Origin of the sequence: Cellulophaga omnivescoria (assembly GCF_027915275.1) — a bacterium.
GTDB lineage: Bacteria > Bacteroidota > Bacteroidia > Flavobacteriales > Flavobacteriaceae > Cellulophaga > Cellulophaga omnivescoria.
Genome location: NZ_CP115819.1, coordinates 1,879,723 through 1,902,198, shown reverse-complemented (window position 1 = coordinate 1,902,198; position 22,476 = coordinate 1,879,723). Strand labels below are relative to the sequence as shown.

The 22,476-nt window shown below is 32.8% G+C and carries 21 protein-coding genes; 18 read left to right on the top strand and 3 right to left on the bottom strand.

Annotation, left to right across the window (positions count from 1 at the left end; translation table 11 throughout):
• Positions 1-144 precede the first annotated feature (144 nt).
• The 11 genes from PBN93_RS08475 (at position 145) to PBN93_RS08425 (ending at position 10,064) form a co-directional block, all read left to right on the top strand.
• A complete protein-coding gene (locus PBN93_RS08475; protein ID WP_271080421.1) occupies positions 145-1,131 on the top strand; it encodes a hypothetical protein in 987 nt (328 codons plus the stop codon).
• A gap of 220 nt (positions 1,132-1,351) precedes the next feature.
• Complete coding sequence (locus tag PBN93_RS08470; protein WP_271080420.1) at positions 1,352-2,077, top strand: hypothetical protein; 726 nt, start codon at positions 1,352-1,354, stop codon at positions 2,075-2,077.
• Positions 2,078-2,319: 242 nt separating this feature from the next.
• On the top strand, positions 2,320-2,697 hold the full coding sequence (locus PBN93_RS08465) for a hypothetical protein (RefSeq protein WP_271080419.1): 378 nt from the start codon (positions 2,320-2,322) through the stop codon (positions 2,695-2,697).
• Positions 2,698-2,872: 175 nt separating this feature from the next.
• Positions 2,873-3,340 carry a DinB family protein gene (locus PBN93_RS08460; protein WP_077401451.1) on the top strand — a complete coding sequence of 156 codons (468 nt, stop codon included), beginning with the start codon at positions 2,873-2,875 and terminating at the stop codon, positions 3,338-3,340.
• A 4-nt stretch (positions 3,341-3,344) separates the two neighbouring features.
• Positions 3,345-3,908 (top strand): hypothetical protein, encoded by a 564-nt coding sequence (locus tag PBN93_RS08455; RefSeq protein WP_271080418.1) that lies wholly within the window; start codon positions 3,345-3,347, stop codon positions 3,906-3,908.
• A 221-nt stretch (positions 3,909-4,129) separates the two neighbouring features.
• Positions 4,130-5,080 (top strand): SDR family NAD(P)-dependent oxidoreductase, encoded by a 951-nt coding sequence (locus PBN93_RS08450; protein WP_271080417.1) that lies wholly within the window; start codon positions 4,130-4,132, stop codon positions 5,078-5,080.
• A 9-nt stretch (positions 5,081-5,089) separates the two neighbouring features.
• Positions 5,090-6,001: a helix-turn-helix domain-containing protein gene (locus tag PBN93_RS08445; protein WP_077401442.1), complete on the top strand. Its 912-nt coding sequence runs from the start codon at positions 5,090-5,092 to the stop codon at positions 5,999-6,001.
• 3 nt (positions 6,002-6,004) lie between these two features.
• The gene (locus PBN93_RS08440) at positions 6,005-6,508 is read left to right on the top strand and encodes a hypothetical protein (protein ID WP_271080416.1); all 504 of its coding nucleotides are present in this window, start codon (positions 6,005-6,007) and stop codon (positions 6,506-6,508) included.
• A 109-nt stretch (positions 6,509-6,617) separates the two neighbouring features.
• Positions 6,618-8,126 carry a T9SS type A sorting domain-containing protein gene (locus tag PBN93_RS08435; RefSeq protein WP_271080415.1) on the top strand — a complete coding sequence of 503 codons (1,509 nt, stop codon included), beginning with the start codon at positions 6,618-6,620 and terminating at the stop codon, positions 8,124-8,126.
• An 86-nt stretch (positions 8,127-8,212) separates the two neighbouring features.
• The gene (locus tag PBN93_RS08430) at positions 8,213-8,677 is read left to right on the top strand and encodes a lipocalin-like domain-containing protein (RefSeq protein ID WP_271080414.1); all 465 of its coding nucleotides are present in this window, start codon (positions 8,213-8,215) and stop codon (positions 8,675-8,677) included.
• Between the two features lies 1 nt (position 8,678).
• Complete coding sequence (locus PBN93_RS08425; protein ID WP_271080413.1) at positions 8,679-10,064, top strand: Kelch repeat-containing protein; 1,386 nt, start codon at positions 8,679-8,681, stop codon at positions 10,062-10,064.
• Positions 10,065-10,135: 71 nt separating this feature from the next.
• Here the strand turns inward: PBN93_RS08425 and PBN93_RS08420 are convergent, their stop codons facing one another.
• From PBN93_RS08420 to PBN93_RS08410, 3 genes are all read right to left on the bottom strand, one after another.
• Positions 10,136-10,750 carry a hypothetical protein gene (locus tag PBN93_RS08420; RefSeq protein ID WP_077401426.1) on the bottom strand — a complete coding sequence of 205 codons (615 nt, stop codon included), beginning with the start codon at positions 10,748-10,750 and terminating at the stop codon, positions 10,136-10,138.
• 86 nt (positions 10,751-10,836) lie between these two features.
• A complete protein-coding gene (gene dnaE / locus PBN93_RS08415) occupies positions 10,837-15,276 on the bottom strand; it encodes a DNA polymerase III subunit alpha (protein WP_271080412.1) in 4,440 nt (1,479 codons plus the stop codon).
• Positions 15,277-15,428: 152 nt separating this feature from the next.
• Positions 15,429-15,899, bottom strand: coding sequence for a ferritin-like domain-containing protein (locus tag PBN93_RS08410; RefSeq protein ID WP_077401420.1), 471 nt, complete (start codon positions 15,897-15,899; stop codon positions 15,429-15,431).
• Positions 15,900-16,158: 259 nt separating this feature from the next.
• Between PBN93_RS08410 and PBN93_RS08405 the strand changes: the two genes are divergently transcribed.
• The 7 genes from PBN93_RS08405 to PBN93_RS08375 all read left to right on the top strand — a co-directional run bounded on the left by PBN93_RS08405 (position 16,159) and on the right by PBN93_RS08375 (position 22,403).
• The gene (locus PBN93_RS08405) at positions 16,159-16,677 is read left to right on the top strand and encodes a 30S ribosomal protein S16 (RefSeq protein ID WP_077401417.1); all 519 of its coding nucleotides are present in this window, start codon (positions 16,159-16,161) and stop codon (positions 16,675-16,677) included.
• Between the two features lie 17 nt (positions 16,678-16,694).
• The gene (rimM, locus tag PBN93_RS08400; protein WP_077401414.1) at positions 16,695-17,222 is read left to right on the top strand and encodes a ribosome maturation factor RimM; all 528 of its coding nucleotides are present in this window, start codon (positions 16,695-16,697) and stop codon (positions 17,220-17,222) included.
• Positions 17,223-17,275: 53 nt separating this feature from the next.
• Positions 17,276-17,968 (top strand): NUDIX hydrolase, encoded by a 693-nt coding sequence (locus tag PBN93_RS08395; protein ID WP_077401410.1) that lies wholly within the window; start codon positions 17,276-17,278, stop codon positions 17,966-17,968.
• Between the two features lie 63 nt (positions 17,969-18,031).
• Positions 18,032-18,874, top strand: a complete 843-nt coding sequence (gene prs, locus PBN93_RS08390) for a ribose-phosphate diphosphokinase (RefSeq protein WP_077401407.1) — start codon at positions 18,032-18,034, stop codon at positions 18,872-18,874.
• 26 nt (positions 18,875-18,900) lie between these two features.
• On the top strand, positions 18,901-20,349 hold the full coding sequence (locus tag PBN93_RS08385; RefSeq protein WP_077401405.1) for a nicotinate phosphoribosyltransferase: 1,449 nt from the start codon (positions 18,901-18,903) through the stop codon (positions 20,347-20,349).
• Positions 20,350-20,422: 73 nt separating this feature from the next.
• Positions 20,423-21,160 carry a tRNA1(Val) (adenine(37)-N6)-methyltransferase gene (locus PBN93_RS08380; RefSeq protein WP_077401402.1) on the top strand — a complete coding sequence of 246 codons (738 nt, stop codon included), beginning with the start codon at positions 20,423-20,425 and terminating at the stop codon, positions 21,158-21,160.
• Between the two features lie 64 nt (positions 21,161-21,224).
• Positions 21,225-22,403, top strand: a complete 1,179-nt coding sequence (locus tag PBN93_RS08375; RefSeq protein WP_077401399.1) for an acyl-CoA dehydrogenase family protein — start codon at positions 21,225-21,227, stop codon at positions 22,401-22,403.
• The last annotated feature ends 73 nt before the right edge of the window (positions 22,404-22,476 follow it).

Here is a 22,476-nt window from a genome sequence, read left to right as displayed (position 1 = left end):
AACACTGTATATAATTTATTGCTTTGGCAAGTGCTTATTTGGAAAATTCCTTCGGAATTTTATCGCGTTCGTTTTTGTTTACTAAATTAGTTACTTAAACACGTAACTAACCATACACAATCACGTTGTAAACCATTCTGAAAAATGATTATCACAAAAAAAATCCCCAATGTCATCAGGTTTGTTCCGGATGTTAGGGCAATAGTAAAAACAGATGGTTCAATCTCTGACTTAAACGACCAAACAGTTGGAGTATTTGAAGACTCAAGACAAGTTTTTGTCGTTGACAATGATTTTATTGTACTAAACAGTCTAAATCAATCATTTTATCTTAAAACTGGAGAACCATTTTTTAATGAACAAAGAATTTCTAAAGTAGACGAAAAATATATTCTGACTTATATAAAAAAAACACCAAGAATATATCAGGTCTATTTAAAGCATAATAGACAGTTACTAGATGAACAAACGAAATCATATGGGCAACATATTTTTGGAGACTTGATTATTGAAGGGTTGGGAAATTCTGAATCAATTATTGTAAAAAATTTAAGACTAGGGAACACCATATGCTCATTTAAAATTTCTGAATTAAACAAATACTACAATGAATCAAAAAACTACAAATTAGAAGTTTCAGAATTTGCTGGAGTCTACAGTAATGTTCTTATCTGTTCATTTAGTAATGGAGAAATTTTGTTATTGGACTTAGAATCGGGAAAAGAAAAAGTGTTTTTTAAAGATGCAAAAGTTCGGAAAGGATTATACCCAAATGAGGAAAATAATGGCCTTTATTATGGTCTAAGTCATTCTACATTTATCGAAATTGATATAAACAATTGTATAATTAAAGAACATATTAACTTGGATTCTGAATTGAAAAAACTTGGACAAATACCCGTTGAATCACCAAATTGGTTGTTCATTAGTACATCTTTTTACAATGAAGGACTCTATTATTTTCTAACTAGTGATAACTCTGTTGGAATTTTCGATACCGAAAAAAAGAAAATAATCGATACTTATAAATTTAAATTTGAAGGCAAACTTACTCAAACTAAAAGTTTACAATTATACGATAACAAAATATATTGCTTAGACACAGCAAATGTACTTTACATACTTGAATAGAAATAAACGGTTTACAACACGATATATAGCAAATAGGGCGTTTGGTAGTTTACGAAAGTTCAGTGCAATTTACCAACACCACCAAATCGTTGATTTGGCTTTAAAATGAATAATATAAAAACAAAGTAAAAAGTTTTGGCTAAGTGCTAAATCGAAAGTTTAATGCTTTTAATTCCCGTACTAACCATAGCCGAGACGTTAGCTACAAATACAAAAAAAAATGGGACTATTCGCCAAACTATTTAAAAAGAAAAAGGAAGTGGAAATTGAAAAAACTTCTGTAAATAAAAATGCTGTTGAAAAAAATAAACAAATTATAGAGCCCCAAATCAATTCAGATTTAGGACACTTAAAAAATGTTCTTCCAAAACTAAAATTTGGATGGGAATTTGAATCTAAAAAGACTACTATTAATGGAGAAGTTATTGAAATACCGAAAGGTGAACTTCCTGCATCTACAAGAATAGCCCAAACTTCACTATCTGTTATTTTAATGAAAGATGAAAACCAAATAGTTCAATGGATAAAAATCCAAGACCTAAATGATGTAGAAATTAATAAAGCTCTTGAAACTTCTTTTAAAAATTTATTAGACCAATACTCTGAAATAAGTATTGGAGGAATTGACACTAAAAGTTCTGAAATTGGAAAAGTTGGAATGATAATTAATGCTTCTATGTATTCAGGAAGCCTTATTTTATTGGAGCAGATATGGGAACAAATATTTCAATTCATTGGTTCAGAAGAAATTAATTTTATTGTTCCTAATTCTAGATTAGTAATTTTTTGCGACTCAAAAGATTTGAAGGGTAATGGATACCTATATGGTAACGCAAAACATCACTTTAACAATTCTTATGACGCCATATCGGAATTTGTTTATTTTAAGAAAAAAGGAAAAAGCATAATTGAGTTAAAAGATGAAGAATTAGAATATGACGTATAAAGGAACGTTTGCTAACAATGGCTATAATTAATACGGGGTTTGGTCTTTAAATCAAAGTTTAGTGTATTTTTATAGAGTCCGCCAAATAGAATATTACGCGATAGCAAAATAGTCTTTTTTGGCTTTTAAAAAGAGAAAAGTTAAAAACAAAATATAAAAATTCGGCTCTGTGTTAAACCGAAAAGTTAGTGTCTTTTTGCACGCTACGTTTCATACACAAACCGTTGTAACCAATTTGAGCAATGAAACGCATACTATTCGGAATTGGAATAATCTTAATCGTCGGAATTTTAATATTGCGATGTAATATTCCTATGACGAAAAATAGTGTAGTCGGAATTTATGCAAATACCAATTACAGAAACGAACCTTGCTGTGTTGAAACACCTCATAAAGCGGACACTCTGAATTTAAAATCTGACGGAACTTTTTCGAGCGAATTTTACGGAGACGGAACTTATGATGTAAACTACGGATTGCTAAACTCTGAAATTGAACTACATTATGAATATGAAATGGGAAAAGCAAAATATCATACGTACTTCAGCAATAAGATTTTTGAGAAACCTAAAATTATTTTGAATTACGATTTGAATCATTACTATGAAAAAGTGGAATAAAAAACTGGTTACAACTATGTATAACCGTAATTACGGCGGATTCGACTACGTCCGAATCCACTCCCAATTGCTAACGTCTGTGCTAAACCGAAAAACATTAACTTTAATCCCGTAACTGGCGGTTATACGATACCGTTGGCTGTAATGTAAAACGACATTCCCGAAAACAAAGAAAATGACCCAATCTGAACTTATAATTTTAAATTTAATAGAAATAAGAAGAAGAAGCATAAAACTTTGGAATGGACTACCTGAGAAATATTATAATTGGAAACCTGACGAAAAAGCTATGAGTGCGTCGGAAATGATAAGACACGTTTTGGAAGCTGATTATGGATGGAATATTATTATTAATCATGGAGATATGACAAATTATAAAACACCTTGGGAAAACCGACCATTCATTAACGTTACTGATGAACTTGAATTTGCCGAACCTTATAGAAAAAAAATTATAGAAAGTGTATGGCAATTTTCGGATACGGAATTAAACAAAACTGAAATCATTCATCCAGGGAACGGAGAAAAGAAAATACTTGGAAAATATTTATTGCGGATTGGATATCACGAATCAGTTCACGCAGGACAATTTTTGTCATATTTAAGAGCAATGAAAATTGATAGACCAAAAATATGGGATTAAAAAAATGGGTTTAGACATTAATTTAAGAGTAAATAATTACAGTGAAATAATCACGGCTAAATACTTTGAGAATAGTAATCTATATTCTTTAAGCAGAGAATTTAGCAATCTAATGTCTAGACCAGGCATAGTTAAACACAAACCTGAATTTGACCAAATAGGTGAAATAACAAATATCGATATATCTCATTTATACAAAATGACCGAATACCCAAGCGAAGAGGAAGAAACAGATATGATTGAATTTGCGGAAAATGAAGAAGAAAAGGAACGTTTAAAGTCTGATTTCGAAAAGAGAAAACAAGACTTAAATGGAAATATAAATCACATAGAAATTCTTGTAGAGAAGTTAATTAATAGTCTAGAAAAAATTGATAATCCATACGAGAGATTAATAAAAACTGATTTTGACTCTATGAACTCTGAATACTATTTTTCGGACTTCACTAAAGACAAAGGAGATGGCTATATTGGAAATAATTTTGGACAAGACTTAAGGAATTTCAAAAGATTTATTGACTATGCGATTGAACGAAATTCGAAAACAGTTTGGTTTGAATATGAATAAAAACGATTTACCAACACCGCAAATAATTTATTGCTTGTTCTAGCCTACTTACAATTCCTTATAGTGTTGAAAATTTTAATTTGCTAAACTAGGTGCTTAACTATTTAAATAACCTAACACAACCAAAAAGTATACAACATCTGAAAATTTGTATAAGCGGTTAAGCCTATTACTACCTCATCTTTGCAATGTTATTTTAATCTATAAAAAAACAGACAGCAATGAAAGCGAATAAATTTGGCAAAAATGGTTGGACACCAGAAAGAATTGATGATTTAAGCGGTAAAACATTTGTTATAACAGGCACTACAAGCGGAACCGGGTTTGAAGCAGCTAAAATATTGCTGTCTAAAAATGCTAAAGTGGTAATGCTTAACAGAAACCCCAAAAAGGCTGATGATACTATACAAACTTTAAAGCAAGAAGTTGGTAGCCATAGCAATGTTATAAATATAACTTTAGACCTATCTATACAAGCCTCTGTAAAAAAAGCTGCCCAAGAGGTGCTTAACACCGTTACTAAAATTGATGCGCTAATTTGTAATGCGGCAATTGCACAAGTACCAAAATTAACGCTTACTGTAGATGGTTGGGAGAGTCAAATGGGTACAAACTATTTTGGAAACTGGACGTTACAAGCCTTGCTATTTCCTCTTATTCAAAAATCTAAAGGACGTATAGTTACTGTTGGTAGTATGGGGTATAATATGGGAATTAAAACCATAAACTTTAATGATTTAAACTGGCATAAAGATTACACTCCAAACAATGCCTATAGCCAAAGTAAACTTGCGCAAATTATGACTATTTATGAGCTACAAAATAAATTAGCTATAAATGACAAAACAGATGTTAAAGCATTTGCTTGCCATCCTGGTTCTTCTAGAACCAACTTAATTAATACCAGTGGTAGTTTTATAATGAAATTTATCTTTAATTTAATGAAACTATCTCCATTAACTCAATCTGCAAAAAAAGGTGCTTATCCACAATTAATGTGTGCAACAGAACCAAATTTAGACCAAAGTGGTTTTTATGGTCCTACAGGCAGAAACTTTTGGACTGGTCCTGTTGGCGTTCATAAATTAGAACCACACGCAAAAGATAAAGTTGTAGCAGAAAAATTATGGCAACTGTCCGAAAAAGAAACAGGTGTAAAATGGAATATATAAATTTGTAGTATGCAACATTTTAAAACACTATCTGCTTATTTAAATTATTTAGAACTGCCAAGACCAGAGCACCCAATGCTTAGCGTTTTTAATTCTAAAGGCAATGGTAATTTACCTTGCCCTAGAGATAGCTCTCCGCCAATTACTAATGACTGCTACTCCATTAGCTTTAAAAAATTTGTTGTAGGCGAGTTAAATTACGGACGTACTAAGTATGATTTTACAAATGGTGCACTAATTTGTATTGCACCAAGACAGGTGTTACAATGGGATAGCAGTATGGTTTTTGAGCACAAAGGTTTTTCAATAAACTTTCATGAAGATTTTATTAAAGGAACAGAGTTAGCACAACAAATAAAAAATTACGGATTCTTTTCGTATGCTGTAAACGAAGCTTTGCACCTATCACCAAAAGAAGAAAAGCAGCTAGAATTGCTAGTAGAAAACATTGAAATAGAATACCAAAACAACCAAGATGCTTTTAGTAAAGAAATTATTATATCGCAACTAAGTACCCTTTTAAAGTATGCTAACAGGTTTTATGATAGACAGTTTTTAAACAGAAAAGAGTTATCTACCTCTTTATTAGAACAATTTAACAGGCAAATATCTACCTATTTAGAATCTGGACAATTACAAGAAAATGGCATACCTAGCATAGAGCAAATAGCAAAGAAAATGTTGGTATCTCAGCGCTATTTAAGTGATACACTTAAAAAAGAAACAGGCAAAACCACTACAGAACATTTGCACTTGCATTTAATAGATGAAGCAAAAAATATACTATTGCAACCCAATAAAAGTATTTCTGAGGTTGCTTATGAGTTAGGCTTTGAATATCCTCCTTACTTTTCTAGGTTATTTAAAAAGAAAGAAGGTATAAGTCCAACACAATACAGAGAAAAATATAAACTTAATTAAAATATGGAATTACTAAAATTAGCTACAGAATGGGCAAAAGCCGAGGTTTTCTCAACCCGCTTCTTTATTTTATTTGCCACTTTATTTTTAATTGCCAGTGCCGGTTTTTGGCAATTGGGCAAAACCGATTTAGCAAAGGCATATGTTATTCCTACTTTAGTAGCCGGTGTATTGCTTATGACTATAGGTCTGGGATTATTTTACACAAATAAATCTAGAGTTAATCAGTTTAAAAAAGCATTAACAACCAACGCATCTGCTTTTTATAATTCTGAAATTGAACGTACGGAAAGTACTTTAAAAGAATACACTGTTGTATTTAAAGTTATTCCTATTTTAATCGTTATAGCTGCATTACTAATTCTTTTTACTCAAACCTCAACATGGAGAGCTATTAGCATAACTACTATTGCTATGTTAATTGTAATTTTATTAGTAGATGGCACTGCCTATGCCCGAATTGAAACTTACCACAAAGAGCTAAAATCACTTGATAAAAACAGCTGAAAAGAAAGAATAAAATTGTTAATTTTCTAATAACCATTAATTAATCTGCTTATCATTTTTGCCCACTAACTTTGGTTTTTGTTCGTATTAACTTAAACCAAATTTTAAAATGAAAAACCTACTTACACTAAAAACAATAACATTAATTATTGTTTTAGGCAACTTGCAATTTATTTTAGCACAAGACGCTAACCACATGAATAAGCAAAGAAGATATGATGAAATCTCATGGCTTATAACCCACAATGCAAACAATAATAATACAAATGGTCCACAAGGTTTTTTTGGCTGTTTAGGCGGTAGAAATCAAGGAAAAGGTATTAAAGCCCAATTACAGGATGGCGTTAGAAAATTTATGGTAGACATACACCGTGTTAATGGCGAGCTCAGGCTAAAACACGGAGCTCCCAATATGTGTATGATGGATGCCAAAGATTTTAATATTATAATTTATGATTGGCTAAAAAATCATCCACTAGACATTATCACATTACATGTACAAAGTGGTCCTAACCTAGGGATTTCTGGTATGGACGATATTTTTTACGGAAGAAGAAGTGGTTATAAAAATATGTCTAATTACATATACAACCACAGTACCTTTGTTAGTACTAGCAGACCTGCAAACTCCGGTTCAGACACATACCCAACAATTCAGGAAATGATTAACTCCAATAAAAGACTAGTAATATTTAGTGAAACTAACTATAATAGTAATATTTACAGCTATGAGTTTACACATACAGTACAAAACCCGTATAGAGCAGGGCAAGTAAGTCATCTTTGGGATAATAATAAGTTTAAGGTAGACAGGGGTATAGACCATAAAACTATACTTACAGTAAACCATTTTGCTGGTGATGCTCCAACATATAATGGTGACGTTAACAAGTCTAAAGATGCAAATAAAGATGTAAGTAAAAAACTAGTAACTGCTTGGTTTCAGTTTGGGCACAGACCTTCTATTGCTTTAGATTACTATCATTTATCTAACGGAAAATCTACCATATCTCAGATTAATGAGGTAAACACTTTTAATGAGGTTAGAGGAAAGTTTATTGACTCTAGAAACCCAAATTCTCACATAAAAAATGTAACTACTTATCTGGCAGAATATGTAAACGGACAATGGAAAAAAATTAAAAATATAGAATATAAAGGAGATAGAGCTAAATGGAATTTATTTTACTCTTTTCCTGCAAGACCTAATGACAATAGAGCACTATTTTTTGAACATCCTAACTATAATTTTTCTCCAAAATTTATTAAAATTGGAGATTATGATGGCACACAAAGTAAAACATTTACCATAAACATATCTGCCAATCAAAAAAGTGCCTCAAGAGCTTTTGTACAAAACACCACATCAGATCCTTTAGCTGTATACCCAAATCCGTCAGCAAACGGGACCTTAATATTTAACTACAATACACAAAACCCTAAAACTCTTATACTAGATTTGTATGATTTAAACGGACAACATATTAAAAGTATAACTCATAAAACAGTTAAAGGAGAAAAGGAATTGCACTGGAACTCAAACGGCTTAAAAGGAATTTATATTCTTAAAGGAAAATTAGGAAAAGATGCTATCAGTAAAAAAATACTATTTAAGTAGTAAAACAAAAACTAAAGTAGTTATAATTACGTGCGTAGATTCTTATAAATTGCTATATTACAATTTTAATTAAAAAATTTACATAAATGAAAAAACTTAACACATTAGCTACTTTATTTTTAGCATTAGCTTTTTTTTCTTGTTCCTCTGATGATAATTCAGAAGATGAAAAAGATGATATTAAACTTGATTATAGTGAGATGATTGTTGGGGAATGGAATTTTAAATCACAAGCCGTAAATGGTGTAGATGAAGAATATCCAGATGAATGCCATAAAGAGTTTGAGTATCAAATTTATGAAGAAAACGGTTCTTACAAACAAACCGAGTTTGAAAACCATAGCGGTAACGGATGTGAAGAAGTTACTCCTACGGCTGGAAGTTGGGATATAGATGAAAACAACAACCTACTTCTTACTATTAATGACGTAGTTTATACTGTAACCATTACCAAGTTAAACCAAACAGTAATGGAATGGGAATTAGAAATAGATTACGATGAGGATGGCACAATAGATATTTACACCCAAGTGCTAACAAGAAGAAACTAAAATGCATAGAAAAAACACTAAAACTTCAAGAGCCAAATTAAGTAACAACTTAAGTTTGGCTCTACTTATTTTTTTTATAACCGTAGCAAGCACTGCACAAACCATTAAAGGTACTGTTTTAAGTAAGGAAACAAACTCACCAATACAAAATGTAAATATTACTATAGTAAACAATAGCACAGGTACAGTAACCAATACTAAAGGAGTCTTTAAATTAAAAACAAGTATTAATTTAGCGCCACAAACCAAATTACAGTTTTCTAGTATAGGATATAAAACTTCAGTAATTACCATACAGTCTATTAAAAATGCCAATTACATTGTTTATTTAGAGTCTAATGCAGAAAAATTAAAGGAGGTTGTTGTTTCATCTAACAAAAAATTAAAAAAAAATATTGGCTATAAAAAACTAGCAGAAATGCCATATGGTGTAGCTAACTTTGGATCTACAATTGTTGATGATAAACTTTACGTTACTGCTGGTGATTTATCTTTTATTGAGGAAAATGAAAAAAGAGCTATAGATAATTCAGAAACTATGTCTGAGTTAGTTTCAAACTTAAAATTAAATGGCTCCTGGGAGAGTTATAGTAACAAGATACAGATTTATGATTTTAAAAATAACTCTTGGAAAGTTACTAAGGAAAAACTAGATAAGAAGGCATTTCATAAAACAGTTGCTGTTGCCAACAAATTATATGTTTTAGGAGGTAAAACAATATCTGCAAACAAAAAAAGAGAATATTTAAATAATAAAATTGAAATATTAAATACTGCCACAAATGAAATTGTTATTGATGATGCCTACCCGCACCAAGCCGTAAACTTTACTGCTGTAGCCTACCAAAATAACATAATTATAATGGGAGGATCTACAAAATTATTAGACAACGGTAAAAAATTGTATCGTAACAATTCTTATTTATATAATACCACAACCGGTTATTGGTACCAATTAACAAAAATGTTAAAAGGTAAAGAAGCTAACGGTATAGTAGCTAATGATAAAGTCTTTTTAGTTGGAGGTTTTCATAACGGACCACTAAAAAATATTGAATCTTACGATTTAGAAACCGCTAAATGGGAGTTACAAGGAACGCTATTTAATGGGATTGAAAGACCTGCTTTAGCTTACGATAACAACATTATTTATATTTTTAACTCAAAAAAAATACTTACTTACAACACTAAAACAAATGTTTTAAAAGAATATAAAATAGATATTCCTTTAAAGTATGCCAATATGCATTATTTTAATGGCAAGTTGTATATACTTGGTGGTTCTAAAAATTTTAATTATCAAATAAAGGTATCTAAAGAAGTCTATAGCATAGATTTAGAAGAGTTTAAGACCACCAAAGTTTTTAAGGAAAAATATTTAAGTTAAAATAGCAGCACAGTTAAAAGCCACAACAAAAATTTGGTATTTGTTGCGCTTTTATACTTCTATAATTAAGTTTATTTAGCTTTATCAAAACTTAAAAACACTCTATTATCTGCATTAGCTGCAACATTTAAGTTACCGTGTACATATCCCATACTTGTATTAGATAATGATACTATTGGCCAATTGTTATTTAACACTACAAAATCTGCTAATTTGGTGTCAAAATCTAACATTAAAATTAAACCTTCTTTTTCATTACCAGTAATTGTCCAGCTACCATCTACAACAGTATTATCTGCCTCTGCTATAACTTTACCAGAGTCTTTAAAAACAAAGGTAAAACCAGATAACTTAGAAGTCCTATCTATATAAGCAGTTAATCCTTTTTTCTGAGTTAAGTTGTCTACTGTCCACGTATTTTTTAAAAGAATATCTGTTAATAATACAACGGTAATACCCTTTTCTTCATTATTTTGATTTTCTTGATTGCTTTGGTTATTAGGGTCTTCATTACTACCTTCTTCTCCATTAGTTTTATCATCCTCATTTTTAGTATCAGCTTCGATATTTTCAGCTGTTTCTGCCAAAGGTACTTCTGCTTGTTGTTTAGGAGTTTCAAACTCTTCTTCAGTCTGGCAAGAAGTTAGTACTAAAGTTAAAAGTAAGCTTAAAAGTAATTGTTTCATTTAAAATTATGTTAGGTTAATTTCTAGATCAACCTTTAAACAACTTTAATTAAAAATTCCCTACTGTTAAATATTTCTTAATGCTTTTAATTTAGTTTAAAAATAATGTCCTGCTCCTCTAATTCCGCTAACAATTGTGTGGTTATATTTATTTTTTGTTTTCTGCTAGATAAGTCTACTTTTATTTGCTCTTGCATTTCATAAACCTCAAACTTTAGAGGATGTTTTCCTTCTTGCTCGTCAGAGTTCAACGTCTTTTTTAAATTAAAAACATCTTCTTCCTTAAGTGTATCTATATTTAGTTTTATAGTAAGTTTTTTAGCATATTGCTCCATTACATCTTGCAACAACATAAAACTATTAAATTGCAATCTCGGATCTCCTTTTTTACCTGTATCTTTATTAGTCCATCCTTCTCTAATAAATAGTTTTACATACACAAAAGAGCTAATCATTAAAAAATGACGAAATTTTAAATACTCTTCTCCAAAAATTCTAAAATCGTATGAATCTGTATAATCTTCCATAGAAAACATAGCCCAACCTTTTCCGTTTTTAGAAACTCTATGTTGCACATCTGTAATTACACCTGCAATAGAAAGTTCTTTATTTACATATTGCTCCATATTATGTACGGCTGCAATACCAGAATTACAAAACGATTTTATTTCTGATTTAAAATCATCTAGCGGATGACCAGAAATATAAATACCTACAACTTCCTTTTCCTTACGTAGTTTTTCCATAGTCCCCCACTCTTCACAAGGTGGTACTACAGGTTCTGGAATTTGTACATCACTAGCCTCGCCAAACAAACTTACTTGAGACGAGTTTTGGCTTTCTTGAAACTTAGAGCCATATTTCATTACTTTTTCTAAAAACGTAATTCCGTCTCCTTCATCGTGTAAATATTGTGCTCTATGGGTATCTCCAAAAGAGTCAAAACCACCAGCTAGAGTTAAGTTTTCAAAAGCTCTTTTATTTGCCGCACGTAAATCTATACGTTTTGCCAAATCAAAAACAGATTTATACGGACCGTCTTTTTTTCTATTTTCTACAATAGTTTCAACAGCACCACGACCAACACCTTTAACAGCTCCCATACCAAAACGAACTGCACCAGCGTCGTTTACAGCAAATTTATAGTAAGATTCGTTTACATCTGGCCCCAAAACCTCTAAGCCCATACGTTTACACTCTTCCATAAAAAAGGTAACTGTTTTAATATCATTCATATTATTAGACAGTACCGCAGCCATATATTCTGCTGGGTAGTGTGCCTTACAATATGCTGTTTGGTAAGCAATCCATGCGTAACAGGTAGAGTGAGATTTATTAAATGCATATGCCGCAAAAGCTTCCCAATCTTTCCAAATTTTTTCTAATTTATCTACCGCATGTCCTTTTGCAGAAGCCTGTTGTATAAACTTTGGCTTCATTTTATCTAGAACGTGCTTTTGCTTTTTACCCATTGCCTTACGCAATACATCGGCTTCACCCTTGGTAAAATCTGCTAATTTCTGAGACAAAAGCATAACTTGCTCCTGGTAAACCGTAATACCATAGGTTTCTGCTAAGTACTCCTCACAAGCATCTAAATCATAAATAATTTCTTCTGTACCGTGTTTACGAGCAATAAAACTTGGTATGTATTCCATTGGCCCTGGACGGTACAATGCGTTCATGGCAATTAAATCTGCAAACACGGTAGGTTTTAGTGATCGCATGTGTTTTTGCATTCCGGGAGATTCATATTGGAAAACCCCAACTGTTTCACCTCTCTGAAAAAGCTCATATGTTTTTTGATCATCTAACGGAAAATTCTCTGGATCTAGCTCTACACCGTGCTTTGCTTTTACAATTTTAACGGTATCCTTAATTAGGGTTAGTGTTTTTAACCCCAAGAAATCCATTTTTAGCAAGCCGGCACTTTCCACAACAGAGTTATCAAACTGTGTACAATACATGTCTGAGTCCTTTGCTAATGCTACAGGTACAAACTTTGTAATATCATCTGGAGTAATAATTACACCACAAGCGTGTATACCAGTATTACGCACAGAACCTTCTAAAATATAAGCTTGGTTTAAAGTTTCAGATTCTAAATCATCTCCTTCAGAAATTTCTAAAAGCTCGTTTATTTTTGCTAGTTCCTCACTATTAAACTTACTTTTTAATGTTTTTTCATCTACACCAATAATTTTTTTAAGCTTAGACATGTTAGGTATAAGCTTAGCCATACGGTCTGCATCACCCAAGGGTAAGTCTAGCGCACGGGCAGTATCTCTAATAGATGATTTGGCTGCCATTGTACCGTAGGTAATAATTTGCGCTACTTGGTTAGAGCCGTACTTATCAATTACATAATCCATTACGCGTCCACGTCCTTCATCATCAAAATCTATATCAATATCTGGCATAGATACACGATCTGGATTAAGAAAACGCTCAAAAAGTAAATCGTACTTAATAGGATCTAAATTGGTAATCCATAAACAATAGGCAACAGCAGAACCTGCTGCAGAACCACGACCAGGACCTACAGACACGTCCATTTTACGAGCCGCTCTAATAAAATCTTCTACAATTAAGAAATATCCTGGATATCCTGTTTTTTCAATTACTTTAAGTTCAAAATCTAAACGTTCATCAATCTCTGGTGTAATTTCTCCATATCTTATTTTTGCACCTTCGTAAGTTAAGTGTCTTAAAAACTTATTTTCTCCACGTTTACCACCATCTAGCTTATCTTCTTCAAAAACAAACTTTTCTGGAATATCAAAAGCAGGCAATAATACGTCACGTGCTAGTGTAAATGTTTCTACTTTGTCTACAACTTCTTGTATATTGGTTATTGCCTCAGGTATATCTTTAAAAAGCTCCTTCATTTCATCAGAAGACTTAAAGTAGTATTCTTGGTTAGGCAAACCATAGCGATAGCCACGACCACGACCTATTGGTGTGCTTTGTTTTTCTCCATCTTTTACACACAATAAAATATCATGTGCATGTGCATTTTCTTTATCTACATAATAGGTATTATTTGTAGCCACAAGTTTTACATTGTGTTTTTTAGCAAATTTTATTAAAACCTGGTTTACACGGTCTTCGTCTTCTTGGCCGTGACGCATAATTTCCATATACAGGTCGTCTCCAAACTGCTCTTTCCACCAAAGTAATGCCTCTTCTGCTTGGTTTTCGCCCACATTTAAAACCAAACTAGGTACCTCTCCGTAAAGGTTACCTGTAAGTACAATTAAATCTTCTTTGTACTGTTCTATAATTTTTTTATCTATTCTAGGCACATAGTATTTACCATCTACAAAGGCAATAGAAGACATTTTTGCTAAGTTGTGATAGCCATTTTTATTTTTTGCTAAAAATACTACTTGGTACCCATTGTCTTTTTGAGATTTGTTAGTGTGATCCTCACATACCTGAAACTCGCACCCAATTATTGGTGTAATTTCCTTTTCTGGCACAAACTCATGTAACGGTTCTTCTCCCTCTTCTAAACGCCCCTCTTGCGTAGCTTCATACCGTATTTCATTAGCATCATTTCTAGATTTTACACCTTTGTTGTGGTTAAGAACACCATTTACAAAATGAAATGCACCCATCATATTAGCATGATCTGTCATTGCTACGGCAGGCATATTATTTTTAGCAGTAGCTTTTATAAGATCTGGAATACTAATAGTAGACTGTAATATAGAAAACTGTGTGTGGTTATGTAAGTGAGAAAACTCGGCCGACTCTAAAGTTGCTAAATTTTCTTTAATTTCTTCTTTACTAACACCACCAGTATCTTTAGCCCACAGTGCATCTGCTATTTTTTTAGATGCCTTTTTTAGGTTAATGTGTTTTAACCCTATAAGCTCTATTGGCTTAGGATTAGCTTCTGAAAAGTTTTTAAAATAATCTGGCTGAACATCTAACTGTTCTGCGGTATATTGCTGCTTACGAATAAGCTCTAGAAAACAACGCGTAGTTGCCTCTACATCAGCAGTTGCGTTGTGCGCTTCTCCAAAAGGTTCACCAAATAAAAATTGATGCAATTCTGTTAGTGTTGGCAATTTAAATTTACCTCCACGCCCACCAGGAATTTGGCACAAGCTAGCAGTGTGTTCTGTACACGTATCTAAAACAGGTAACTCTTGTAGTTGGTTTTCTACCTGAAGACGATGAAACTCTGCCCCCATAATGTTAAGGTCAAACCCAACATTTTGTCCAACAACAAATTTGGTTTTTTCTAATGCAGCATTAAATTTTTCTAAAACCTCTGCTAAAGGCACACCATCTTGTTCTGCTAAAGCAGTAGAAATACCGTGTATTTTTTCTGCATCATACGGAATATTAAATCCGTCTGGTTTCACTAAATAATCTTGATGTTCTACAACATTACCCATACCATCATGCAATTGCCAAGCAATTTGAATACACCTAGGCCAGTTGTCTGTATCTGTATAAGGCGCATCCCAACGCTTAGGTAATCCGGTAGTTTCAGTATCAAAAATTAAGTACATAGTGTATTGTTTGTAGTGGTAAAAAAGCAGTGGATAAAAATACCAAAAATCCTCCGTTTTATAAAGCTATAGCAGCAAGAGTTATTAACGTTACAAAAAAGAGCAGGACTTATGCCCTGCTCCCTCAACAATTAACCAAACATACAAGATAATTATGAAACCATTTCCTGATACACCTTTGCAGTGTTTAACGCAGATTGCACACTATTGCGCTGCGCTATTAGCAGGTTTTCTGTAGATGGTGGCAACACCATATCTTTGTCATTTAATATATCATCATACTCTTCTATAAAAGATTGTTCTCCGCGTTCTACCTCGTCTAAAATGCGTTCTTCTTCATTAGAAGACAAAGTTGCCGTTAGGTTCATCCAAGTTCTGTGCAAGTCACCCTTAATTGTTCCGCTCTTTTCTGGCAAGTGTCCGTATGCCAAAATCTCAGACTTTAATTGATGCCCAAAATTATAACGCTGTTCTACTTTACTTTCCAAAAATCTTTTTATGGATGGATTTTCAACTTTTTCGGCGCCAAGTTTATATCCTTTTTCGGCGTCATAAGTTTTCTCTAATAAATTGTTTAATCTGTTTGTAATTTCTTCTGTATACTTCATAATATCTCTTATCATTTAAATTAATTTACATTGCTGACTATCAACAATCTTGTTCCTCTAAATTACAAACCGAAACACCCAATAACAAGAAAATACTGCGGTTTAGCCTAAGTTTAACGCCAAGTCTTAATAAATGTTAAGCAAAAACTGTTATTTTTGCCATTCAAAACATTGCAGATTAAACATAAATTGTATATTTGCACCCGCTTTTAAGCCAAAAGCAATTAAAAAGAATTAATAACAGGGGTCGGGCACCCTACAAATTTAATGTGATATGCCAGTTAGAATTAGATTACAAAGACACGGAAAAAAAGGAAAACCTTTCTATTGGGTAGTAGCAGCGGATTCTCGCTCTAAAAGAGATGGTAAATTCTTAGAAAAATTAGGAACTTACAATCCAAATACTAACCCTGCAACAATTAACTTAGATGTAGATAGTTCTGTAAAATGGTTATCAAATGGTGCACAACCATCTGATACAGCTAAAAGAATTTTATCTTACAAAGGTGTTTTATTAAAGCACCATTTACAAGGTGGTGTACGTAAAGGTGCATTAACTGAAGAGCAAGCTGAAGAAAAATTTAATGCTTGGGTAGCTGAAAAAGAAAAATCTGTAGCTGGTAAAGTTGAAGGTTTAGATAAAGCTAAAGCTGATGAGGCTGCTAAGAAATTAGAAGCAGAAAAAGCAATTAATGAAAAACGTGCAGCTGAAGCAGCAGCAGCGGCAGCTCCTGTAGCAGAAGAAGCAGCAGCTGACTCTGAAGATGTAGCAGCAGCTTCTGAAGAAGAATAAATTTATATATAAACGATATGCAAAAGGAAGATTGTTTCTACTTAGGTAAAATCGTTTCAAAATATAGTTTTAAGGGTGAAGTGTTAATTAAGGTTGATGCAGATGAACCCGATTTATACGAAAATATGGAATCAGTGTTTATTTCTTTAGGAAATAACCTGGTTCCATTTTTTATTGATAAATGTAGGCTACATAAATCTAGCTTACTACGTATAAAATTTGAAGAAGTTTTAAATGAGTCTGATGCAGACCGCATTATGGGCTCTAAACTTTACCTACCACTTACAATGTTACCTAAATTAACTGGTAACAAATTTTACTTTCACGAAGTTATAGGTTTTACTTTACAAGATGATGTACACGGAGATATTGGACAAATTACCAGTGTTAACGACACCACATCACAAGCACTTTTTGAAGTGGAAAAAGGAGACAAACAACTGCTAATCCCTATTAACGACGAAATTATTACCAAAGTAGATCGTGAAAATAAAACCATTTTTGTAACTACTCCTGAAGGCTTAGTAGATTTATACTTAAGTTAAATTTACCTCTTACATAATAAAACCTGTATTTTTGCGTATATAGTACACATATTATGCAAAACAATCAGAATATAAAAGTAGCTGTAGATGCCGTGGTTTTTGGCTACCATAACAATGCTCTTTATGTATTGTTAGTACAACAAAAATATGGCTTTTATAAAAACCAATGGGTATTACCTGGTGGTTTAGTACAAAACGGAGAAACACTAACCAAAGCTGTACACAGAGAATTACATGAAGAAGCTGGAATAAAGGTTAATTACCTAGAACAGCTTTATACTTTTGGTGATGATGTAGAACGCGATAAAAGAAACCAAGTAATATCTGTATCTTATTTTGCATTAGTAAACCCCGGCCTTTTACAACTAGCGGCAGCAACAGATGCACAGGACGTAAAGTGGCAAAACATTAACAACATACCTTCACTGCCTTTTGATCATAATTTAATAATAGATACTGCTTTTAAAAGAATTAAAGCAAAACTACACTACCAACCTATTGGCTTTGATTTGCTTCCTAAAAAGTTTCCTTTTTCGGATTTAGAGCATTTGTATGCAACTATTTTAGAACAAGACATAGACAGGAGAAACTTTAGAAAAAAAATTCTGAGCTTTGGATTTATTAAAAAATGTGATGAAAAGCAAAAAAATGGCAGCGGAAGACCAGCACAACTATACACGTTTGAACCAAACAAATACAAGGCTTTAGAAGAAAATGGAATTCATTTTGAAATTAAGTTTGCGTAATTTTAACACAAAATATTTTTACTTATCCACTTACTTATTTAACTTTGTGTAAAAATAACGCAAATGATATTAAATTTAGATCCACAGTTTAACCCGTTCCCAAATCAGAAAAGCATCGAATTTAAATCGTTTTTATTTTCTGGTGGTGAACCTCACATTAAAATAGAAGACAATTTTAATACCTCAGATACAATAACAGTAACACACAGACTACAGTCTTTTAATGATGTTGGCTTGTTATTAATTACCGTAGATGCTTTAAAACGTATGGGCGTAAAAACAATTAATGCTTTTATACCATATTTTCCGGCTGCTAGGCAAGATAGGCTAATGGTTTCAGGAGAATCATTATCTGTAAAAGTGTATGCAGAATTAATAAATAATCTTCAATTAAATGAAGTTATTGTTTATGACCCACATTCTGAGGTTACACCTGCTCTATTACACAATTGCACTACAATTACAAATTACACTTTTATACAAAAGGTATTGTCAACCTTAAACAGCAATGTTGTACTAATTTCTCCTGATGGTGGTGCGCTTAAAAAAATTTATAAAGTATCTGAATATTTAGGGGGAAAAGAAGTAATAGAGTGCTCCAAAACTAGAGATGTAAAAACGGGAAAACTTTCTGGTTTTAAAGTATATGCAGATGATTTACAGGGTAAAGATTGTTTGGTTGTAGATGATATTTGCGATGGTGGTGGAACTTTTAATGGTTTAGCACAAGAACTAAAAAATAAAAATGCAGGCAATTTATACCTAGCTGTAAGTCACGGTATATTTAGCAAAGGTTTAGAGAGCTTAAGTAATTATTACAATGGTATTTTTACTACAGATGCTTTTAACACAATTACAGAACAACCAAAGGTTACACAAATACCAATTGCAACCATATTAGAATAAGACATTAGAAACAAATTATAGATATTATGAATCCACTATTATATACAGATGGTTACAAAGTAGACCACAGAAGACAATATCCAGAGGGTACAACCTTAGTATACTCTAACTGGACACCAAGAAAGAGTAGAATAGACGCTATAGAAGAAGTAGTGTTTTTTGGGCTACAATACTTTATTAAAAAGTACATTATAGAAGAGTTTAATACCAACTTTTTTAACAAACCCAAAAAGGAAATTGCAGAAAAGTACAGCAGAAGAATTAATAATTATTTAGGGCCAAATGCTGTTGGTATTAAACACATTGAAGATTTACACGATCTTGGTTATTTACCAATGGTAATAAAAGCATTGCCAGAAGGTTCTAGCGTTCCTATTCGCGTTCCTATGATGACAATGTATAACACATTACCAGAATTCTTTTGGCTAACTAATTATTTTGAAACTATATTAAGCACTACTATTTGGATGCCTTGTACCTCTGCAACTATTGCTAAACAGTACAGAAAAATATTAGATAAATATGCAAAAGAGACATCTACAGCACTTGAATTTGTAGATTGGCAAGGTCACGATTTTTCTATGCGAGGTATTGCAGGTATGGAAGCTGCTGTTATGAGTGCATCTGGCCATTTACTTAGCTTTTCTGGTACAGATACAATTCCTGCAATAGACTTTTTAGAGGAATACTACAATGCTAATTCTGATAATGAACTAGTTGGTGGCTCTGTAGCAGCCACAGAACACTCTGTAATGTGTATGGGAACAAATACTGGAGAACAAGAAACTTTTAAAAGATTAATTACAGAAGTTTACCCTAACGGAATTGTTTCTATTGTTTCTGACACTTGGGATTTATGGAAAGTACTTACCGAATACTTACCTAACTTAAAAGAAGATGTGTTGGCAAGAGATGGCAAAGTAGTTATTAGACCAGATAGCGGCGACCCTGCAGATATTATTTGTGGTAATCCTAACGGAAAAACTGAAGAAGAGAAAAAGGGAGTTATAGAATTGTTATGGGAGATATTTGGCGGACAAACTAATAGTAAAGGCTATAAAGAATTAGACCCACACATTGGTGCAATTTATGGCGATAGTATTACTACAGCACGCGCTACAGACATTTGTGAACGATTAAAACAAAAAGGGTTTGCCTCTACAAACGTAGTTTTGGGTATTGGTTCGTTTACATACCAATACAATACTAGAGATACTTTTGGTTTTGCAATGAAAGCTACCTATGGTGAAGTAAACGGTGAGGGAAGAGAAATTTTTAAAGATCCTATTACAGATGACGGAACTAAAAAGTCTGCCAAGGGTTTACTTAAAATTGCAAAAGAAAACGGAACTTATAAACTTGTAGACCAAGTAAATTGGGAGCAAGAAAAAACAGGAGAATTAAAAGAGGTCTTTAAAGACGGTAAATTACTTGTTAATGATTCTTTACAAGATATTAGAAACAGAGTAAGATAAACTTCTTAATTTTGCAACCGTAAGAGGCAAGCTTTTTTACAAGCTTGCCTCTACTGTTTTAAAAAACTTTATAATGAGCAAACCCTTTATTTTTAAACAGTTTACAATTAATCAAGACCGTTGTGCTATGAAAATTGGTACAGACGGAGTTTTACTTGGCGCCTGGGCATCTGTAGACCACAATCCGTATTCAATTTTAGATATTGGTGCTGGCACAGGAATAATAGCGTTGATGTTAGCACAGCGCAGTGCTGCAGACAATATAGAAGCTATAGAATTAGATGCTGATGCCTATGAGCAATGTACAGACAATTTTGAAGCATCTGATTGGGCTGACAGGTTATTTTGCTTTCACGCTGGTTTTGACGAGTTTGTAGATGAATATGCTACAGACGAAACAGAAGAAGATGAGTTGTATGATTTAATTGTATCTAACCCTCCTTTTTACGCAGAAGAAGTTACTAGTGGTAATGAAGCAAGAGACAATGCACGCCAAAATACATCTTTACCTTTTAATGAGTTGGTAAGCGGCGTAGCCAAATTATTAACCGCAAACGGAAGGTTTGCTACCATAATACCATATAAAGAAGAAGAAAAATTCATCAAACTAGCAGAAAATTTTAAACTATACCCACTAAAAGTTACCAGAGTTAAAGGCAATGCAAAAGCAGAGGTAAAACGTAGTCTGTTAGAGTTTCAAAAAACACCTTCTACCAATTTAGAAATTAAACAACTTGTTATTGAGGAAGATAGACATATTTACACTCAAGATTACATCGACCTAACAAAAGATTTTTATTTAAAAATGTAACAATTACTCTTTGTATTGTTATATTTCTTTAACTATCTTTGGTTACATATCCTAATACATAGCTATGAAACCAGATTTATTTGAAGCACCAGATTATTACAATATAGACGATTTAATGTCTGAAGAACATAAATTGGTGAGAGATGCAGCCCGCCAATGGGTAAAAAGAGATGTATCTCCTATAATTGAAGATTATGCACAAAAAGCAGAATTTCCAAAACAAATAATTAGCGGATTAGCAGAAATAGGAGCTTTTGGTCCATATATACCAGAAGAATATGGCGGTGCAGGATTAGACCAAATAAGTTATGGTTTAATTATGCAAGAGATAGAACGTGGTGATAGTGGCGTACGCTCTACGGCATCTGTACAATCTTCTTTGGTAATGTACCCAATATATACTTACGGTACAGAAGAACAACGTAAAAAATACTTACCTAAACTTGCTAGCGGCGAGTTTATGGGTAGTTTTGGTTTAACAGAACCTAACCACGGCTCTAACCCTGGTGGTATGGAAACCAAGTATAAAGATATGGGCGACCATTATCTTTTAAATGGTGCCAAATTGTGGATTTCTAATTCTCCTTTTTGCGATGTAGCCGTTGTGTGGGCAAAAAATGAAGAAGGTAGAATTCACGGACTAATTGTAGAACGTGGTATGGAAGGCTTTTCTACTCCAGAAACACACAACAAATGGTCCTTAAGAGCATCTGCCACAGGTGAGCTTATTTTTGACAACGTAAAAGTGCCAAAAGAAAATTTACTACCAAATAAAAACGGATTAGGTGCTCCATTGGGTTGTTTGGATTCTGCTAGATATGGTATTGCTTGGGGTGCAATTGGCGCTGCTATGGACTGCTATGATACTGCCTTACGTTATGCAAAAGAACGTATACAATTTGGCAAACCAATTGGTGCCTACCAATTACAGCAAAAAAAGTTAGCAGAAATGATTACTGAGATTACCAAAGCACAGTTACTAGCATTGCGTTTAGGACAGCTTAAAAACCAAGGTAAAGCAACTACTGCACAAATATCTATGGCTAAACGTAACAATGTAGATATGGCTTTAACTATTGCCAGAGAGGCCAGACAAATACTTGGAGCAATGGGTATTACTGGAGAATATAGCATTATGAGACATATGATGAATTTAGAAAGTGTTATTACGTATGAAGGTACACACGATATTCACTTACTTATAACTGGTATGGACATAACAGGGCTTAATGCCTTTAAGTAAAAAATAATTCCTTATCTTTACACAGTCTAAATAAGGGTTGTTTTAGACATAACAACCCTTAAAATTATAGATT